A 15,885-nucleotide genomic window follows, 5' to 3' on the forward strand; every position below is an offset into this window, starting at 1 on the left:
CCCGCTCAGCGCGCGCCGGCGGCAGGCGCGGTCGCGCGAGCGAGCGACGCGAGCGGCGGCAGCCGCGCCGCCACGACCTGCAGCGGGTTCAGCAAGAGCGGGCGCAGGAGCGTCTTGGCTCGCTCGTCGTAAGGCTGGAGCAGCGCCTCGGTCTGCCGTACCGCGTCGACCAGGCGGTCGGTCATGAAGCGCGCGTCGACGTTCGGGTTCTGATCCTCGAGCCGCTGGATCTCGTCGCGCAGGGAGTTGAGCAGCGACACGTACCTCGACAGGGACGTGTCGGTGATCGGGGCCGAGCCGCTCGGGGCGGTGGGGATGCCGAACTCGACGGTCCGCTTGAACTCGATCGAGATCGCGTTCAGCCGATCGCCCACCTTGGACATGTCGATGTTGACCTGGAACCCCGTGTGCTGCTTGACCTTCTGGCTGATCTGCTCGTTCAGACGCTTGTTCAATTTCGGGTTGTTGAACGCGTCACGATCCCGCTTCCACTGGGTGTTGTCCTCGAGCGCGCGGAGGATGCGGAGGTACGGGTAGTCCGACTTGGCGAGCTCCAGGTAGAGCGCCTTCGCCTCCTTCAGGTTGGCCGGGGGCCGCACGTGGATGTCCGCCATCCAGTCGACCCACTGCGCGATGTAACGGCCGTTGTACTCGGCGGCGACGCCCTCGAGGTGCGTCGCGATCGCGGCCTCCTCCCCGGGCGCGAGCGGGACGACCCACGCCTCGCTCTTCAAGAGCCCGGCGCTGCTCGCGAAGTTCCCGACCACCTCGAAGTGACCCTTCTCGGTGTACGGGCCCTCCACCTCTTTCCAGAGCTTCTTCTCGTTGTACAGCTTGCTCCCGATGACCTTCAGCACATCGGGGCGGTCGCTGAACATGTCGCCCAGCGTGTGGGGAGGGAACTTCCGGTTCGCCCGGCTGTTGTCGCCGGTCGGGTCGTACTTCTCCTTGCTGAGCGAGGTGACGAAGAGATCGTAGTAGCGCTTCCGCACCGGAACCGCCTGGAGCGTCGTGCGCGCGCTCGCGACCAGCTCCTCCTGCAGGGGGATCGGCGTGATCTTCCGCTCCTTGATGAGCGACAGGTAGTAGCTCACGTGCCCCGCGAGCTGGGTCGTCAGCTCGGTCTCGGGGATGTTCGACGTCGTCTGGAGCACCTCGGCCCAGAGCTTCGTGAACCTCCCGGCGGCCCACGCGACGTCGAGGTGCTCGACGTCGCTCAGCATCAGGTACAGCTTGAGGTCGTTCCGCTCGTCCAGGTAGTTCTCGCCCTTCACGGCCTTGAGGCGGGCCTCGAGCCGCGCCTTGCAGGGCTTCACGAAGCCCTCCTGGAGGCTCGAGACGTAGACGCTCACCAGGGCGGGGTAGACCGCGTGGCCCTGGTACATCGTCCAGCCCATCCCGTCGGGGGCGCCCTCCTCCCGGGCCTCGTCGATGCTGCGGAGCCGCAGGAGCGCGGGCCGCAGCGCGGCCAGCTTGTCCGAGAGGAGCCGGGAGTCGCCCCACTGGATCGCGCTGACGTTGCGCGCCTCCACCTCGACCTCGCGCAGGAGCTGGCGGTTGTTGCTGAACGAGACGACGCTCGGGATCGCGAGGATGATCCCGAGCGCCGCGGCCGCCGCGCTGATCGCGCTGCGCACGATCCGTTGCCGCCGGACCTCGCTGGCGCTCCTCGCGGCGATGTCGCCGTCCGGGAAGACGACGTTCATGAACACGTCGTGGAGGAAGTAGCTCTTCGACTCCACGTTCTGCTGCGCCACGGCCTCCTGCGGGCGGATCCCCATCGCCTGGCCCATCCGCTGGAGGACCCGGTCGAGCGGCTTGCCCTCCTGCGTGCCGCTCGTGAAGTAGAAGCCGCGGAAGATGGGCGTGCCCTGGAACGCGTTGACCATGAAGATGGTCGAGACGAGATCGGAGAGGTTGCGGCGGATGCCCGAGAACTCGAGCGGGAACTGGTAGACGCGCTCGCGCACCTCGCGGCTGCGCTCCATCACGAGCCGCTTCAGCGCGCGGCCGTGGATCTGCTTCGTGAGGGCGTCGAACTCGGCGTCGAAGAGCCTGCCGGGGGTGCTCTTGTCCGCGGTGAGCTTGAGCGTCGCCCCCCACGCCTGGGCGCGGTCGCTCTTGCGCATGTCGCCGAAGAACTCGGAGAAGCCCGCGATGAGATCGCACTTCGTGAACAGGAGGTAGACGGGCAGGACCATGTGGAGCTGCGTCATCACCTCGTCGATGCGCGCCCGGATCTTCTTCCCCATCTGCTCGATGCTCTGCTCGCTCGCGTCGATGAGGTCCGCCACGCTCACGGCGACGAGGATGCCGTTGAGCGGGCGCCGGGCCCGGTACCTCAGGAGCATCTGCAGGAACGCGATCCACTCGTCGTGATCGTCCTGCTCCGTCGTGTAGCGCCCCGCGGTGTCGAGGAGGATCGCCTCGTTGGTGAACCACCAGTCGCAGTTCCGCGTGCCGCCGACGCCGCGGACGCCGCCGCCGCTGCTCGGGTGCGCGTAGGGGAAGACGAGGCCGGAGTGCTTCAGCGCCGTCGTCTTCCCTGCCCCCGGCGGGCCGATGATGACGTACCAGGGCAGCGAGTAGAGCGCGGCGCTGCCGTTCTTCTTCCCCTTGCCGAGCTTCGAGCTCTTCAGCGCGCTGATGCCGCCCTGGACCTGCCGCTGGAGCTCCTGGATCTCGGCGCGGCGCTCGGGCCGCGCGTTGAGCGCCTGCTGTGCCCCCTGCTGGACGATGGCCCGCTCGAGCGCGGTCGCGGCGCGGCGCGCCCCGACGCGGCGGTACACGAAGAGCGCGACCGCGGCGAGCGCGATGACGACGCTCGCCGCGATCGGGATCGCGGTGGACAGCTGGAACGTGAAGTACGCCGCCCACGTGATGAGGAGCAACAGCCCGAAGAGGACCCACAGCACGCCCGCGACGATATCACCGCTCGCCGCCGCCGGAGCACGTCGCACGCGCCACGCGGCGGAGCGGCGCCGCGCGCTCGGGCGACGATCGCGCGCGCCCCGACGCCCGCGCGCGGCCGCTGCGTCAGTCGTCGCCGCGGTCGTAGTCGCCCGGCTCGAGCGCGGCGTCGGCCTCCTCGCCCGCCGCGAGCCGGCGGGAGCGGATCGCGTCGACGGCGATGTCGATCACCTCGAGCCGCGTCGACGGCGCGTAGTACTCGTCCTCGGAGACCGGCGGCAGCTCCGCCAGCCTGGCCGCGACCGCCTCGCGGTCGTCGTCTTGCAGCTCCAGCCCCGCCGGGTCGCCGCTCGGGGCCTCCTCCGCGAGATCTCGCGCGGGCTCGGCGGCGCCGCCGCGCGTGAGCGCCTCGCGGACGAAGAGCACCGGGCTGAACGCGAGGTAGACCGACTCGAGCTCGATCTGCCAGTACGTCGGATCGTCGCCCTCCATGCGCCACCACGAGGGGTAGCGGCGCCGGATGACCTCGCCGAAGTAGACGCCCGCCATGTGCGCGACCACCGGCAACGTCTCCACCCGCTCCGACGTCGCCCTACGCGCCTGGTCGAGGTAATGATCGAGCAAAGGCAGCGTTTCCGGCCGATAGTCAAGGCGCACGCCGAGGGCGCGCTCCACGAACCGGACGCACCCTTCGGCGAGATCCTCGACGGCCGGCGGCGGAGGCGGCGCGCCGACCCCGGCCGCTTCGACCGGGCGCGTCGGGGAAATCGGTGGGGATCCTGCTCCGTTCTGTTTGGTATTCATGGGCTCCACGCTATTCTCCTCCGATGCGGATGGCCGCTCGTCATCATCGCGCCGGGAACGTCCCAGAAGGACGCCCCAGAGCAGAGAGCGGCCGGCCTCGAGCCCCCTCCAACCGGGGGGCCTGGGGCGCAGCGGCGGGCTGGGTCGGTGTCGTAGCTCCAAGGAACCGACGCGCCCAGCCTGGTCCAGGGCAGATCCTCGGCCAGGCCGAGACCAGGCCGAGACCAGGCCGGGCCAGACCAGGCCAGGCGACAGACGAGACCAGCCGGCTGTGAATCCGCGAAACTGGGGTTGAATTACTAACGTAGCTTCGAGGCCTTCGTGCTAAGCTCCGCCCTCGCGTCGAAATGAGACTCGGGATCTTCAGCGATACGCACGCCAACTACGAGGCGCTCAGCGCTGTGCTCGAGTCGTATCGACACGAACGCATCGACGTCTATTACTGCCTCGGGGACACGGTCGGCTACGGCGGCTCGCCGAACGAGTGCGCCGATCTCGTCCGCAAGGTCGCCAGGAAGACGATCCTCGGCAACCACGACGCGGCCGTCGCAGGTCGGATGGACTACTCGTACTACTACGAGGCCGCCCGGCAGGCGCTGGACACCCACGCCGCGATGCTCTCCCCCGAGAACGCGGCGTGGCTCCGGAGCCTGACGTACCAGGAGAAGTTGACCGACATCAACGTCGACCTGTGCCATGGCTCGCCCGTCCGCCTCGAGGAGTTCGAGTACATCTTCGCCCCGGAGCAGGCGCGCGAGTGCCTCCCGATGTGGAACGAGCTCGGTCACATCACGCTGATCGGCCACTCCCACCTGTGCAAGGTGTTCGCGCTCACGCCGACGAGCGTCGAGGAGCTCCCCGCGGTGGATTTCCACCTCGAGCCGGGGCGCAAGTACATCGTGAGCGTCGGCTCGGTGGGGCAGCCGCGGGACTACGACAACCGCGCGAGCTACACGATCTACGACAGCGACACGAAGCGCTTCGAGTTCAAGCGCGTCGAGTACGACATCGAGACGGCGGCCGAGAAGGTGCTGCGGGCCAAGCTCGAGCGCAACTTCGCCCACCGGCTCTACATCGGCGTCTGAGCCTCGCCGGGCCGTGGCCTGCGGTCGGACGCAGGCCTGGAGGGCGCGCAGCGCGCGTTCGCGGCGACGCTGGCCGCGGCTCCGGCCGCCGCGGCAGGCAGCCGCGAGCCCTGGGCGCGTGCGGCGGACAGCCGGGGGCCGCGCGCCTAGGTGCGGCGGCTGCCTGCCCGAGCGGAGCGCCGGGGCCGGCAGCGGTAGAGCAGCATGCTGGTCTGGTTGTCGGGCGGCGCCGCGGAAAAATCGCTGCGGAGCTCCGCGATCTCGAAGCCGTTGTAGTGGAGCAGGGCTTCGAGCTCCTGCGGATAGAACTGGCGATGGGCGAGCGGCGTCATCCAGCGCTCGCCGCCGCCGACCGGCGAGAACTCCATGGACACGAACAGGATCTGCCGGACCTTGTCGTAGTCGAACCGCTCCGTGTACCGGACGACCTCGCCCGGACCGTCCTTCGCTGGATACCGGAAGCGCGGCGTGGCGTACGCTCGGTCCGGGTCGCGCGCGAGCTCGGCCGGCTCGGGCATCGAGACGTCGAAGACGAGCTCGCCCCGAGGTGCCAGGTGCGCGAGCGCACGCGCGAGAAAGCGCTCGACGTCCGCTCGCGTGTAGAGGTGCAGGAAGGCGTTGAACGGGCAGATCACGAGCGGGAAGCGGCGTCCCAGCCGCAGCGCCCGCATGTCGCCCCGGCGGAGGCTCACGCGCGAGTGGACCTCGCGCGGCTCACGCCCGAGCTGCGCGCGCAGATCGTCCAGCATCGGCGCCGCCAGGTCCACGCCCGTGATCCGGATCCCTGCCCTCGCGACCGGCAACGTGATCCGTCCGTTGCCGCAGCCGTACTCGAGCACCGGCCCGCCGGACGCCACGGCGAGCTCGACGTAGTAACGGACGTCGTCCGTCCGCCGCGCGTACGTCTTCGTGTAATACGCCGGGTCCTCGTAGTGGGCCGACGTTCCCGCTTCGAGCTCCAGGTCGCGACGCAGGCCGGAGCCTGGAGCGCGCCCTGACCGCGTCGTGGTTGCCCCTTTCATGCGAGGCGACCGATCCCGTGCAGCGCGAGCGCGGCGGCGGGCGCGAGCCCCGGAGAGAAAGCCCCTCGGAGAGGCATCACCAGGGCGCGATCACCCGCTGGACGCTCAGCGCTGGCCGCCGGCGTTCATCTGCTGGAGCCACTCGGACACGACCTCGTGGGAGCTCCGGTGGAAGTGCACCTTGCCCGCCGCGATCTCCCGGAGGCTGGTCACGGCGGGTTTGTTCTTTGTCTTCACGAGGGCGTCCGAGCCCTTCATGAGCTGCCGCGTCCGGTTGGCCGCAAGCACGACGAGAGCGAAACGGTTTTCCTCGCGCTCGAGGCAGTCTTCCACAGTCACACGCGCCATAGGGGCGCCGAGAGTAGCGCCAGGCGCCGCCAAACGCAACGTACATGCCGCTCGGCCGGCGCATCCGCTCGAGCGCTGGCGGGCCCGAACGGCCGAGACGCACGTTGCTCGTTGCCCTCCCGGCAGGTCCCGACTACGAGGTGCGACCGTGGCCGCTGAGCAGGATTCCCTCCTTCCCCCTCCCCCCCGCCCGGCCCCCGGGCTGAAGTACCGCCGCATCGTGCTCAAGCTGAGCGGCGAGGCGCTCTGCGGCGAAGAAGGCGGGTTCGGCATCCGCCCCGAGACGCTCCACCACGTCGCCGGCGAGATCGCCGAGCTGCAGCGCATGGGGGTGCAGATCGGGGTCGTGGTGGGCGGCGGCAACATCTTCCGCGGCCTGAAGGGCGCGAGCGCGGGGATGGATCGCTCTCAGAGCGACTACATGGGCATGCTCGCCACCGTGATCAACGCGCTGGCCCTGCAGGACGCCCTCGAGAAGGCCGGCGTTCCGACGCGCGTCATGACCGCGATCGAGATCCGGCAGGTCGCCGAGCCGTACATCCGCCGCCGGGCGATGCGCCACCTGGAGAAGGGCAGCGTCGTCATCTTCGCCGCGGGCACCGGCAACCCGTTCTTCTCGACGGACACGGCCGCCGCGCTGCGGGCCATGGAGATCCAGGCGCAGGCGCTGTTCAAGGCCACCAAGGTCGAGGGCATCTACGACCGCGACCCGGTGCGCCACGAGGGCGCGCAGATGTTCGCGCACCTGAGCTACGACCGCTTCCTCGCGGACAGGATCGGGGTGATGGACTCGACGGCCGTCACGCTCTGCCGCGAGAACAAAATGCCGATCCGGGTGTTCAAGCTGATGACCCGCGGCAACATCCTCCGCGTCTGCAGGGGCGAGGAGATCGGCACGATCGTCGACTGAGCCGGCGCGCCGCGCGGCGCCGCTCGCGGACGCGCGCGCCGCCGCCGCGAGGGCCGCCCGCGCCCCCCTCGAGCCGCGATGAAACCGTGCTACACCCCGAGCCTGCGATGATCCGAGCCACGGCGCGACGATCCCTGCTCGCCCTCTCGCTCGCCGCGCTGGCCGCGTGTGATGAGCCCGCCCTCCAGGTCCCCGCGGACGCAGGCGAGCCGGTGCTCGGGCTCTCCGCGGAGCAGTCGGCGCGCGCGCTCGCGAAGGTCGGGGACAAGGTGATCACCCTGGGCGACTTCGGCAGGACGCTGGAGCGGATGGACCAGTTCGATCGGCTCCGGTACCAGACGAAGGAGCGTCGCCGCGAGCTGCTCAGCGAGATCGTCGACGCGGAGCTGCTCGCGCTCGAGGCGCGGCGGCGGGGCCTCGACAAGGACGCCGCCGTCGAGGACGCGACCCGGCAGATCCTCCGCGACGCGATGATCGCCCAGGCACGCAAGGGGCTGCCCGCGCCGGCCGACATCCCTGCGGCGCAGGTGCGCGCGTACTACGAGGCCAACGCCGACAAGTTCACCGAGCCCGAGCGGCGGCGCGTCGCCGCGATCGTGGTCGGCGACAGGGCGCTCGGGGAGAAGGTCCTCAAGGAGGCGCAGAAGGCCGCGAGCGGCAGCGCGTGGGGCGAGCTCTTCCTCAAGCACTCGCTCTCCGCGCCCAAGGACAAGGCCGCGAGCGCGCCGCTCGACCTCGCGGGGGAGCTCGGCATCGTCAGCGCGCCCGGCGACGAGCGCGGAGGCCACCCTCAAGTGCCAGAGCCGGTGCGCGCGGCCGCGTTCCGCATCGGCAGCGTCGGCGCTGTCGCCGACGAGCTCGTCGAGGCCGACGGCCGGTTCTACATCGTCCGCCTGAGCGGGCTCACGGCCGGGCACCGCCGCGAGCTCGCCGAGGCCGAGCGCTCCATCCGGGTCGCGATCCTCCAGCAGATGATGCAGGACCAGGAGCGCGCGCTCGACGAGGAGCTGCGGAAGAAGTTCCCCGTCGAGATCAACGACGCGGCGCTCGCCTCGGTGAAGCTGCCGGGGCAGCTCCCGGGGCCCGGGAGCGCGCCGCAGGCCGAAACCGCGAAGCCGCCCGCGCCGCAACCGGCGCAGGCGAGCGACGCCGGGACACCGTCGACCGATGCCAGCAAGTAGCGAGCTCGTCACCGCCGCGCAGCTCACCCGGCGGCCCGGCAATCCAGGCGCGGACGCCCGCGCCGCAGCGAGCCCCGAGCGCCCCGCCGCGCCGGCGGCGGACGCCCAGGAGGCGGCGCGCCCGGCCCGCGCGAGGCCGCGAAAGAACGACTGGACCTGGCAGCTGCGCCACGCGCTGTCGAGCGCCGACGAGCTCCACCGGGCGCTCTCGCTGACGCCCGAGGAGCTCGCGGGCGCGCGGCGCGCCGAGAAGGCCGGGCTGCCCATCCGCATCACCCCGTACTACCTCAGCCTCTGCGACAAGGCCGATCCGGCGTGCCCGATCCGCCGGCAGTGCGTGCCGCTCGCCGACGAGGCCGCCGAGGTGCCCGGGGATCTCGTCGACCCGCTCGGCGAGGTCGCGCACGAGGTCGCGCCCCACCTGGTGCAGCGGTACTCGGATCGCGCGCTCTTGCTCGCGACCGATCGCTGCGCGGTCTACTGCCGCTTCTGCACTCGCTCGCGCATGGTCGGCGACGGCGGCGGCACGGTGGCGCTCGAGCGCCTCGCGCCGGCGATGGCCTACCTCGAGGCGCACCCCGAGGTGCGCGACGTGATCGTGAGCGGCGGCGATCCGCTGACCGTCTCGACGGACCGCCTCGTGCGGCTGATCGCCCGGCTGCGCGAGATCCCGAGCGTCGAGACGATCCGCCTCGCCACGCGCGTGCCGGTGACCCTGCCGCAGCGGATCACCGCGGAGCTCGTGCGCGCGCTCAGGCCGTACCATCCGATCTGGGTGATGACGCACTTCAACCACCCGAAGGAGCTCACGCCCGCGGCCGGCCGCGCGTGCCAGCGGCTCGCCGATCACGGCTTCCCCGTCATGAACCAGACCGTGCTGCTGCGCGGGATCAACGACGACGCCGCGACGCTCGCCGCGCTCTTCCGGGGCCTCGTGCGCTGGCGCGTGCGCCCCTACTACCTCCTCCAGATGGACCCGGTGCGCGGCACCGGGCACCTGCGCACGCCGCTCGCGAGCGGCGTCTCCCTCATGGAGCAGCTGCAGGGCCGGCTCACCGGCATCGCGCTGCCGAAGCTGATCGTCGATACGCCCGGCGGGATGGGCAAGGTGCCCATCGGCCCCGAGTACATCGTCGAGCGCCGGCCGGGGCGCACCGTCCTGCGCACGCACCGCGGCGTCGAGGTCGAGTACGTCGATCCCCCGGCCGAGCCCCGCGGCTGAGCCGGCGGCTCAGCGGCCCGCGCCGCGCGAGAGCGGCTTCGCGACCCGGAACGACAGGTTCAAGGCCCGCGCTACGCCGAAGAAGCGGGTGCGCGACGCGCTCCTGCATTGCTGCGAGTCGGCGGCCCAGTTGCCCGACCGGGAGATGCGCCACGGCGGCGCGTCCCCGCCGGCGTCCGCGGCGGCCTCGGGCTCCCCCGACGTCTCCGACCAGGTTCGCTCCCCGTACACGTCGGCGACCCACTCGCGCACGCCGCCGGCCATGTCGCGCACGCCGTAGGGCGACGTGTCGATGGGGAAGGTCCCGACCGGCTCCGGCTGCGACAGGAACGGGCGCGAGGAGCGCATCAGGCAGAACGTCGGATCGAAATGATCGCCCCACGGGTAGAACCGCCCGTCGGTCCCGCGCGCTGCCTTCTCCCACTCCAGCTCGGTGGGGAGCCGGAGCTCGATGCCGTCGCGCTCGCTCCGGTACCGGCAATACGCCGCGGCGTCGAACCAGTCGATGAGGACGACGGGGAGGTTCCAGAGGTGCCCCTCCTCGGCCGGGAACAGCTTCTGCGCGTCGCCCTCGACCACGGTGGGCAAGGGTTCCCAGCCGCCGCCGCTCGCGGGCCGCGCGACGTAGCCCTCGGAGCCGCGCGTCCCGTGCGGCGCGCGCCGGAGCGCGAGGTCGAGATCGCGCGTCTCGATCTCGTTCAGGAACTCGCAGTAGTCGCGGAACGTGACGGGGAACTTCGCGATCGCGAAGTCGGGGACGTGGAGCTCGGCGCGGCGGAGCGGGTCGTACGCCTGCGCGTCGCCGCCCGCGATGAAGGTGCCCCCCGGGATGTAGACGAACCCCTCGCCGATCTCGGCGTCGGTGTAGAGGTTCACCTCGACGCGGTGGTGGGTGCCCCGCTTGAGCAGCAGCGGGTAACGCACGTCCCGGTAGCCGGCGCGCTTCAGGATGAACAGGTAGCTGCCGGGCTTGAGGTGCACCTCGCGGAGCGGGGTGCGGCCGAGGGGGCGCTCGTCGCTCGCGACCAGGATGCGATCCTTCTCGACGTAACGGTACGCGACGACGCTGGCGCCCGGCGGCGACGAGTCGACCGAGACGACCGAGTCGGCGGTGAGCAGCGCGGCGTAGCGCCCCACGTCGAACTCCGCCACGAGCGCCTCGTGGTAGATGCGCGCCGCGTGCTGGTGCTCCTGGTCCGCGCGCACCGCGCGCGACCAGTAGAGATCCGCGAGCCCGGCGCGCGCCTCGACCAGATCCGGGTCGTACGCCAGCGCCTTCGTGTAGAGATCGATCGCCTCCGCCGCGGCCCGCGCCTGCTCGCGCTCCACCTCGGCGGCCTTGTCCTCGAGCTGCCAGCCGGCGCGCTTGCGCTCGATCGGCTCGTACGCCTTCACATCCTTGAGCAGCTGCCGCGCCTCCTCCACGAGCCGCTCGCGCTCGCCGTCGAGCCGCCGATCGCGCTCGAGCGGGGCCTTGGCGAGCTCGCACAGCTTGATCGCCTCCTCGCGCCGCCGCATCCGCTCCTTGGCGCCCTCGAGGAACGCCTCGGCCTCGGCCGCGACGCGGTCGGCGGTCGGCGGTCGCTTGCCGGGATCCTTCGCGAGCATCGCCAGGCAGAGGTCCTCGAGCAGGAGCGGGCAGCTCGGCGAGATCGAGCGCGGCGGCTTCGGGTCGCGCGTCTGCGTCGCGAGGATCACGGCGAGCACGGTCGGCGCGTCGAACGGGTGCTCGCCGGTGAGGATCTCGTAGAGCACCACGCCGAGCGCGAAGATGTCCGCGCGGTGATCGATCCGCGCTTGATCGCCCCGGATCTGCTCCGGCGCGATGTACCCGGGCGTGCCCGAGAGCGCGCTCGCGAGCGCCTCGTGCCGCTTCCGGCCGAAGTCCTGCCCGGCGGGATCGACCGTGATCGGCTCGACCACCTCCGCCCGCGCGAGCAGCTTCGCGTTGCCCCAGTCGCCCAGGTACACCTCGCCGTAGTCGCCGAGGAGCACGTTCTCGGGCTTGATGTCGCGGTGGGCGACGCCCCGCCGGTGGGCGTAGGCCAGCGCCCGCGAGATCTGCACGAACGCGCCGATGAGGCGGACGAGGGGCCACTGCTTGCGGAGCTCGGGGTTCGTCAGCACGTTCTGCAGGCTCTGCCGCTTGACGACCCGCATGGAGTAGTAGGGCTGCCCGTTCGGGAGCGTGCCCAGGTCGTAGACCGGGATGATGTTCGGGTGCTCGAGCTGCGCCGTGATGCGCGCCTCCGTCAGGAAGCGGTTGCCGACCGCGGAGTCCGCCTCGGCCCCGGGCTTCAGGGTCTTCAGCGCCACGACGCGCCCGATCTCCCGGTCGCGCGCCTTCACCACCTTCCCGGCGCCGCCGGCCCCGAGCGCCTCGCCGACCTCGTAGCGGCTGCCGCCGGCGTTCACGGCGCGCGTGGACGCGGTCGCGAGCGTCGGGAAATCGGCCACGACCTCCTCGCCAGGCAGATCGATGTCCCGCTGCGTGTCGAAGCGCAGCGCGTCCGGATCGTCGATCGACGGATCCTGCGGCGCGAGGGCGCGCCCCGCGGGCGACAGCTCATGCGGCGCGAGGGCGCGCGCCGCGGGCGACAGCTCATGCGGCGCGAGGGCGCGCCCCGCGGGCGACACGTCATGCGGCGCGAGGGCGCGCCCCGCGGGCGACACGTCATGCGGCGCGAGGGCGCGCCCCGCGGGCGCGCTGCGCCCCTCCGGCGCGAGCAGCACCGAGAGCTGCTCGGGCGAGAGGAGCCCTTCGAAGAGCTCCTGCGGGGTCGACACGCCGCCGAGGGTCCATCGGCAGGCCATGTCCCAAAGGGCGTTGGGCTCGATGAGCCCTCGCGCCACGGCGGCGACGGCCAGGGCACGAGCCTCACGAGTCTGAGCGAGCTTCACTCGAGCGACCTCTCGTCCGAAACGATCTCACCCTGCAACGCGAGGCGGAAGGCCACGATGGGGCCGCGGATCTTCAGGCCCCGCGAGGCGGGTGGGCGGCGCGCTCCCGCCCCGACGGAGACGCTGGCCTGCGCGCATCTCACGAGGCGCCGCACATCAGCCGCCGCGATCGGCGGCCGCCCTGCTGCCACGCCGGCCCGAGCTGCCCTGCTCGGAGCCGCCGTGCGCCAGGGATGCAGCGGCGCTCGCAGCCCCGGCGTTCCAGCCCGCAGACGGTCTACGTGTCGGAAATTCCTGCATTTCTCAGCGAAAATCGAGCGTCGACCAGGTTACGTTGTGTCCCCCAGCCCGCGCAAGAGATAGGGATCACGTCGCCGCCGAGCACGGTCATTTTTTGTCGTTGCCCTCGTCGTTGCCTCTCGTCTTCGCCCCTCGTCTTCAAGCGTCGCACGTTTCTGCCGGTTGCGTCCCGCTGTCGCACCTGGCCGGCCGCGCCGGGGCGCGGGCCGGGATTTCGATCCCAGCGGGGTTCATGGTAGGGCGCGGGGATGGCTGAACCGACGGCCCCGAGACCTACGGCGCTCGCTCGCCTCGACGACATGAACCGCCGCGCGATCGAGGGGGGCGGGCAAGAGCGCGTCGCCAAGCAGCACGAGGCGGGCAAGCTGACGGCGCGGGAGCGCATCGATCTGCTGCTCGACCCGGGCTCGTTCGTCGAGATCGACCGGTTCGTCGTCCACCGGTGCGCCGACTTCGGCATGGACAAGCAGAAGGTCCTCGGCGACGGCGTCGTGACCGGCTGGGGGCTCATCGACGGGCGCAAGGTCGTGGTGTTCGCCCAGGACTTCACCGTGATCGGCGGCTCGCTCTCCGGCGCGTACGCGTCGAAGATCTGCAAGGTGATGGACCTCGCGATGAAGATCGGCGCCCCGGTCGTCGGGCTGAACGACTCGGGCGGCGCGCGGATCCAGGAGGGGGTCGAGTCGCTCGCCGGCTACGCCGACATCTTCCTCCGCAACACGCTCGCCAGCGGGGTCGTCCCCCAGATCAGCGCGATCCTCGGGCCCTGCGCAGGCGGCGCGGTCTACTCGCCCGCCATCACGGACTTCATCCTGATGGTGGAGCGCACGAGCTACATGTTCATCACCGGGCCCGAGGTCATCAAGACGGTGACGAACGAGGACGTCACCAAGGAAGACCTCGGCGGCGCCGCCACCCACGCGTCCCGGAGCGGAGTATGCCACCTCACGGCCCCCGACGACCGGGCGTCGCTGGCGCAGGTCCGCGAGCTGCTCTCGTTCCTCCCCTCGAACAACACCGAGGACCCGCCGCGCCGCGCCGCGACCGACCCGGTGGACCGGGAGGTGCCGGAGCTCGACGCCATGATCCCGACCGAGTCGTCGAAGCCGTACGACATCAAGCAGGTCGTGCGCGCCGTGGTCGATGACGGCCACCTGATCGAGATCCACGAGCGCTTCGCGCAGAACATCGTGGTCGGGTTCGCCCGGATCGGGGGCGCGCCCATCGGGGTGGTCGCCAACCAGCCCCAGGTGCTCGCAGGCTGCTTGGACATCAAGGCCAGCATCAAGGCGGCGCGCTTCGTCCGCTTCTGCGATTGCTTCAACATACCGCTCGTCACGCTCGTCGACGTGCCCGGGTTTCTGCCGGGGATCGACCAGGAATACGGCGGGATCATCGCGCACGGCGCCAAGCTCCTCTACGCGTTCGCCGAGGCCACCGTGCCCAAGGTGACGGTGATCACCCGCAAGGCGTACGGCGGCGCCTACGACGTCATGGCCTCGAAGCACATCCGCGCCGATTACAACCTCGCCTTCCCGACGGCCGAGATCGCGGTCATGGGCCCGGAAGGCGCGGTGAACATCGTGTACCGCAGGGAGATCCAGCAGGCGGCGGATCCGGCCGCCGCCCGCGCACGCTTCGTCGAGGACTACAAGACGAAATTCGCCAACCCGTACAAGGCGGCCGAGCTCGGCTTCATCGACGAGGTGATCTACCCGCGCATGCTCCGCATTCGCCTCGCCCGAGCGCTCGACCTCTTGCGCGACAAGCGGGACAAGAACCCGCCGAAGAAACACGGAAACATCCCGCTTTAGCAGAATTTTCGGACAGCACGTCGGCGACGTGGCCCCCTGCGCAACGCGAGATCCGCCCACAAACGCCGCGTAGTCCGCCAGGGAAGGCGCGCGCGGGGCCGAGCGACGCCGTTGCGCGGCCGATCCCGAACGTGTAAAAACGCCTTGCGTGGCTGGTTTTCTGTGTTCTCCACGCGCGATGCTTCTCTCTGACCAACGATCTGCACAGGTGCACCCGGGGGCCAGTCGCAGGAAACCGGGTGGTGTGGCGGGCATGCCGAGCGTTGGGGGGTCGCCGAGTCTACGAATGAAGGGTCGGTTGGGTTCTGTGGAGGTATTGAGCATGAAATCTTGGGGATTCGCTGCGTTTTTGATTTCCGTCTGCGCCCTCGCAGCGTGCGGAGACGACGAGAACGGCTCGGCGGGCAGCACGACCAGCGGGGGCGGCGCCACCGGCGGCTCGGGCGGCGGCGGCGGCGGCGCGACCGGCTCGGGCGGCAACGGCGGCGCAGGCGGTGATGCAGGCGGCGGGAGCCCCACGAGCTCTAGCTCTTCGGGGCCCGTGACCTGCGATGAGATGGCGGACGAGTGCGGCATCGAGACGGCCACGGGCTGCTACGAGTGTGCCTTGGCCGGGGCGTGCAACGACGCCAGAAACGCCTGCGGGGACAACGGCGAATGTGTCGATCTGGTGGAGTGTCTCGACGACTGCCCCGAGGCCGAGGATCCGGCCGCGTGCGCGGAAGCGTGCCGCGCGAGCGCCCCGGAGGACGCGGTCGCAGCCTACGACGCCCTCAGCAAGTGCGTTATTTGCGACGAGTGCCCCACGAGCTGCGGTGCAGACGACGAGCCGCTGTGCGAGGCGCAGTGAGGCGCTGACCAACAGCAGGTCACCGCAGAAGGGGGCGCCGGACGGCTGCCCCCTTTGACCATTTGGGCGCCCCGCAGCAGGGGTGTCGGCCCCGCCCGCGCGACGTCCACGGAATCTGCTGAGGCTGCATCCACGAGGCGCACCTCCCGTACGGCTCGCCCGCGCCGGCGCCGGAGGCGCCGTGGGGAGAGCGCGGCGGCGTACGGAGCAGGGTACGGGCGAGGGCGCGCCGGCCGAGGCCGAGGGGCCTGAGCCGAGCACGCCCTGGGGCCCGAGGCGACCCAGGGAGGGCCGGCAGCGCGGCTCGGGGGGGCCGCCGGCGCAGGAGGCCGCCCGGGGACAGCGCGCGCGCCGGGGCGGGCGCATCGGCCTGGAGCGCCCTGAACCAGGCTGGTCAGGTCGCCGGAGGGGGCCGCGCCTGGCCCGGCCGCGGCGGCCGATGCGCGAGGTAGCTCACGGGCTGACGGCCGGCCTGCCTCGGCGTCCTGCCCGCCCGGCGCCCTCAATCGCGCAGCGCGAGCCGGGTTGCGCCTTCATG

The 15,885-nt window shown here is 71.2% G+C and carries 11 protein-coding genes; 6 read left to right on the top strand and 5 right to left on the bottom strand.

Going from position 1 to position 15,885, the window contains the following annotated elements:
* Window positions 1-5: 5 nt before the first annotated feature.
* Window positions 6-2,960: a type VI secretion system membrane subunit TssM gene (tssM, locus tag WMF43_RS40850; protein ID WP_437673301.1), complete on the bottom strand. Its 2,955-nt coding sequence runs from the start codon at window positions 2,958-2,960 to the stop codon at window positions 6-8.
* A gap of 76 nt (window positions 2,961-3,036) precedes the next feature.
* Complete coding sequence (locus WMF43_RS40855; RefSeq protein WP_437673302.1) at window positions 3,037-3,714, bottom strand: hypothetical protein; 678 nt, start codon at window positions 3,712-3,714, stop codon at window positions 3,037-3,039.
* 347 nt (window positions 3,715-4,061) lie between these two features.
* Here WMF43_RS40855 and WMF43_RS40860 point away from each other — a divergent pair, with 347 nt between their 5' ends.
* On the top strand, window positions 4,062-4,799 hold the full coding sequence (locus WMF43_RS40860; protein WP_437673303.1) for a metallophosphoesterase family protein: 738 nt from the start codon (window positions 4,062-4,064) through the stop codon (window positions 4,797-4,799).
* 146 nt (window positions 4,800-4,945) lie between these two features.
* Here the strand turns inward: WMF43_RS40860 and WMF43_RS40865 are convergent, their stop codons facing one another.
* Together WMF43_RS40865 and rpoZ are read right to left on the bottom strand one after the other, a co-directional pair.
* Window positions 4,946-5,821: a class I SAM-dependent methyltransferase gene (locus tag WMF43_RS40865; protein WP_437673304.1), complete on the bottom strand. Its 876-nt coding sequence runs from the start codon at window positions 5,819-5,821 to the stop codon at window positions 4,946-4,948.
* A 105-nt stretch (window positions 5,822-5,926) separates the two neighbouring features.
* Complete coding sequence (rpoZ, locus tag WMF43_RS40870; RefSeq protein WP_044966694.1) at window positions 5,927-6,169, bottom strand: DNA-directed RNA polymerase subunit omega; 243 nt, start codon at window positions 6,167-6,169, stop codon at window positions 5,927-5,929.
* Between the two features lie 148 nt (window positions 6,170-6,317).
* Between rpoZ and pyrH the strand changes: the two genes are divergently transcribed.
* The 3 genes from pyrH (at window position 6,318) to WMF43_RS40885 (ending at window position 9,482) form a co-directional block, all read left to right on the top strand.
* Window positions 6,318-7,079 carry a UMP kinase gene (pyrH, locus tag WMF43_RS40875; protein ID WP_437673305.1) on the top strand — a complete coding sequence of 254 codons (762 nt, stop codon included), beginning with the start codon at window positions 6,318-6,320 and terminating at the stop codon, window positions 7,077-7,079.
* Window positions 7,080-7,186: 107 nt separating this feature from the next.
* Window positions 7,187-8,260: a peptidylprolyl isomerase gene (locus WMF43_RS40880; protein WP_437673306.1), complete on the top strand. Its 1,074-nt coding sequence runs from the start codon at window positions 7,187-7,189 to the stop codon at window positions 8,258-8,260.
* Complete coding sequence (locus tag WMF43_RS40885; RefSeq protein WP_437673307.1) at window positions 8,247-9,482, top strand: KamA family radical SAM protein; 1,236 nt, start codon at window positions 8,247-8,249, stop codon at window positions 9,480-9,482. The genes WMF43_RS40880 and WMF43_RS40885 overlap by 14 nt, the downstream gene beginning before the upstream one ends.
* A gap of 9 nt (window positions 9,483-9,491) precedes the next feature.
* Here WMF43_RS40885 and WMF43_RS40890 read toward each other — a convergent pair whose 3' ends face one another.
* Window positions 9,492-12,296, bottom strand: a complete 2,805-nt coding sequence (locus WMF43_RS40890; protein ID WP_437673308.1) for a protein kinase domain-containing protein — start codon at window positions 12,294-12,296, stop codon at window positions 9,492-9,494.
* Between the two features lie 635 nt (window positions 12,297-12,931).
* Here WMF43_RS40890 and WMF43_RS40895 point away from each other — a divergent pair.
* Together WMF43_RS40895 and WMF43_RS40900 are read left to right on the top strand one after the other, a co-directional pair.
* Window positions 12,932-14,497, top strand: coding sequence for an acyl-CoA carboxylase subunit beta (locus WMF43_RS40895; protein ID WP_437673309.1), 1,566 nt, complete (start codon window positions 12,932-12,934; stop codon window positions 14,495-14,497).
* 322 nt (window positions 14,498-14,819) lie between these two features.
* Window positions 14,820-15,347 carry a hypothetical protein gene (locus WMF43_RS40900; RefSeq protein ID WP_437673310.1) on the top strand — a complete coding sequence of 176 codons (528 nt, stop codon included), beginning with the start codon at window positions 14,820-14,822 and terminating at the stop codon, window positions 15,345-15,347.
* Window positions 15,348-15,885 lie beyond the last annotated feature (538 nt).

It is taken from the genome of Sorangium sp. So ce131 (genome assembly GCF_051519095.1).
GTDB lineage: Bacteria > Myxococcota_A > Polyangia > Polyangiales > Polyangiaceae > Sorangium.

Bases quoted from the DNA above. Each gene is read 5' to 3' on its own strand.
- WMF43_RS40855 (WP_437673302.1), bottom strand. From the start codon at position 3,714: ATGAATACCAAACAGAACGGAGCAGGATCCCCACCGATTTCCCCGACG.
- rpoZ (WP_044966694.1), bottom strand. From the start codon at position 6,169: ATGGCGCGTGTGACTGTGGAAGACTGCCTCGAGCGCGAGGAAAACCGT.
- WMF43_RS40885 (WP_437673307.1), top strand. From the start codon at position 8,247: ATGCCAGCAAGTAGCGAGCTCGTCACCGCCGCGCAGCTCACCCGGCGG.
- WMF43_RS40880 (WP_437673306.1), top strand. From the start codon at position 7,187: ATGATCCGAGCCACGGCGCGACGATCCCTGCTCGCCCTCTCGCTCGCC.
- WMF43_RS40865 (WP_437673304.1), bottom strand. From the start codon at position 5,821: ATGAAAGGGGCAACCACGACGCGGTCAGGGCGCGCTCCAGGCTCCGGC.
- WMF43_RS40900 (WP_437673310.1), top strand. From the start codon at position 14,820: ATGAAATCTTGGGGATTCGCTGCGTTTTTGATTTCCGTCTGCGCCCTC.
- WMF43_RS40895 (WP_437673309.1), top strand. From the start codon at position 12,932: ATGGCTGAACCGACGGCCCCGAGACCTACGGCGCTCGCTCGCCTCGAC.
- WMF43_RS40890 (WP_437673308.1), bottom strand. From the start codon at position 12,296: ATGGCCTGCCGATGGACCCTCGGCGGCGTGTCGACCCCGCAGGAGCTC.
- WMF43_RS40860 (WP_437673303.1), top strand. From the start codon at position 4,062: ATGAGACTCGGGATCTTCAGCGATACGCACGCCAACTACGAGGCGCTC.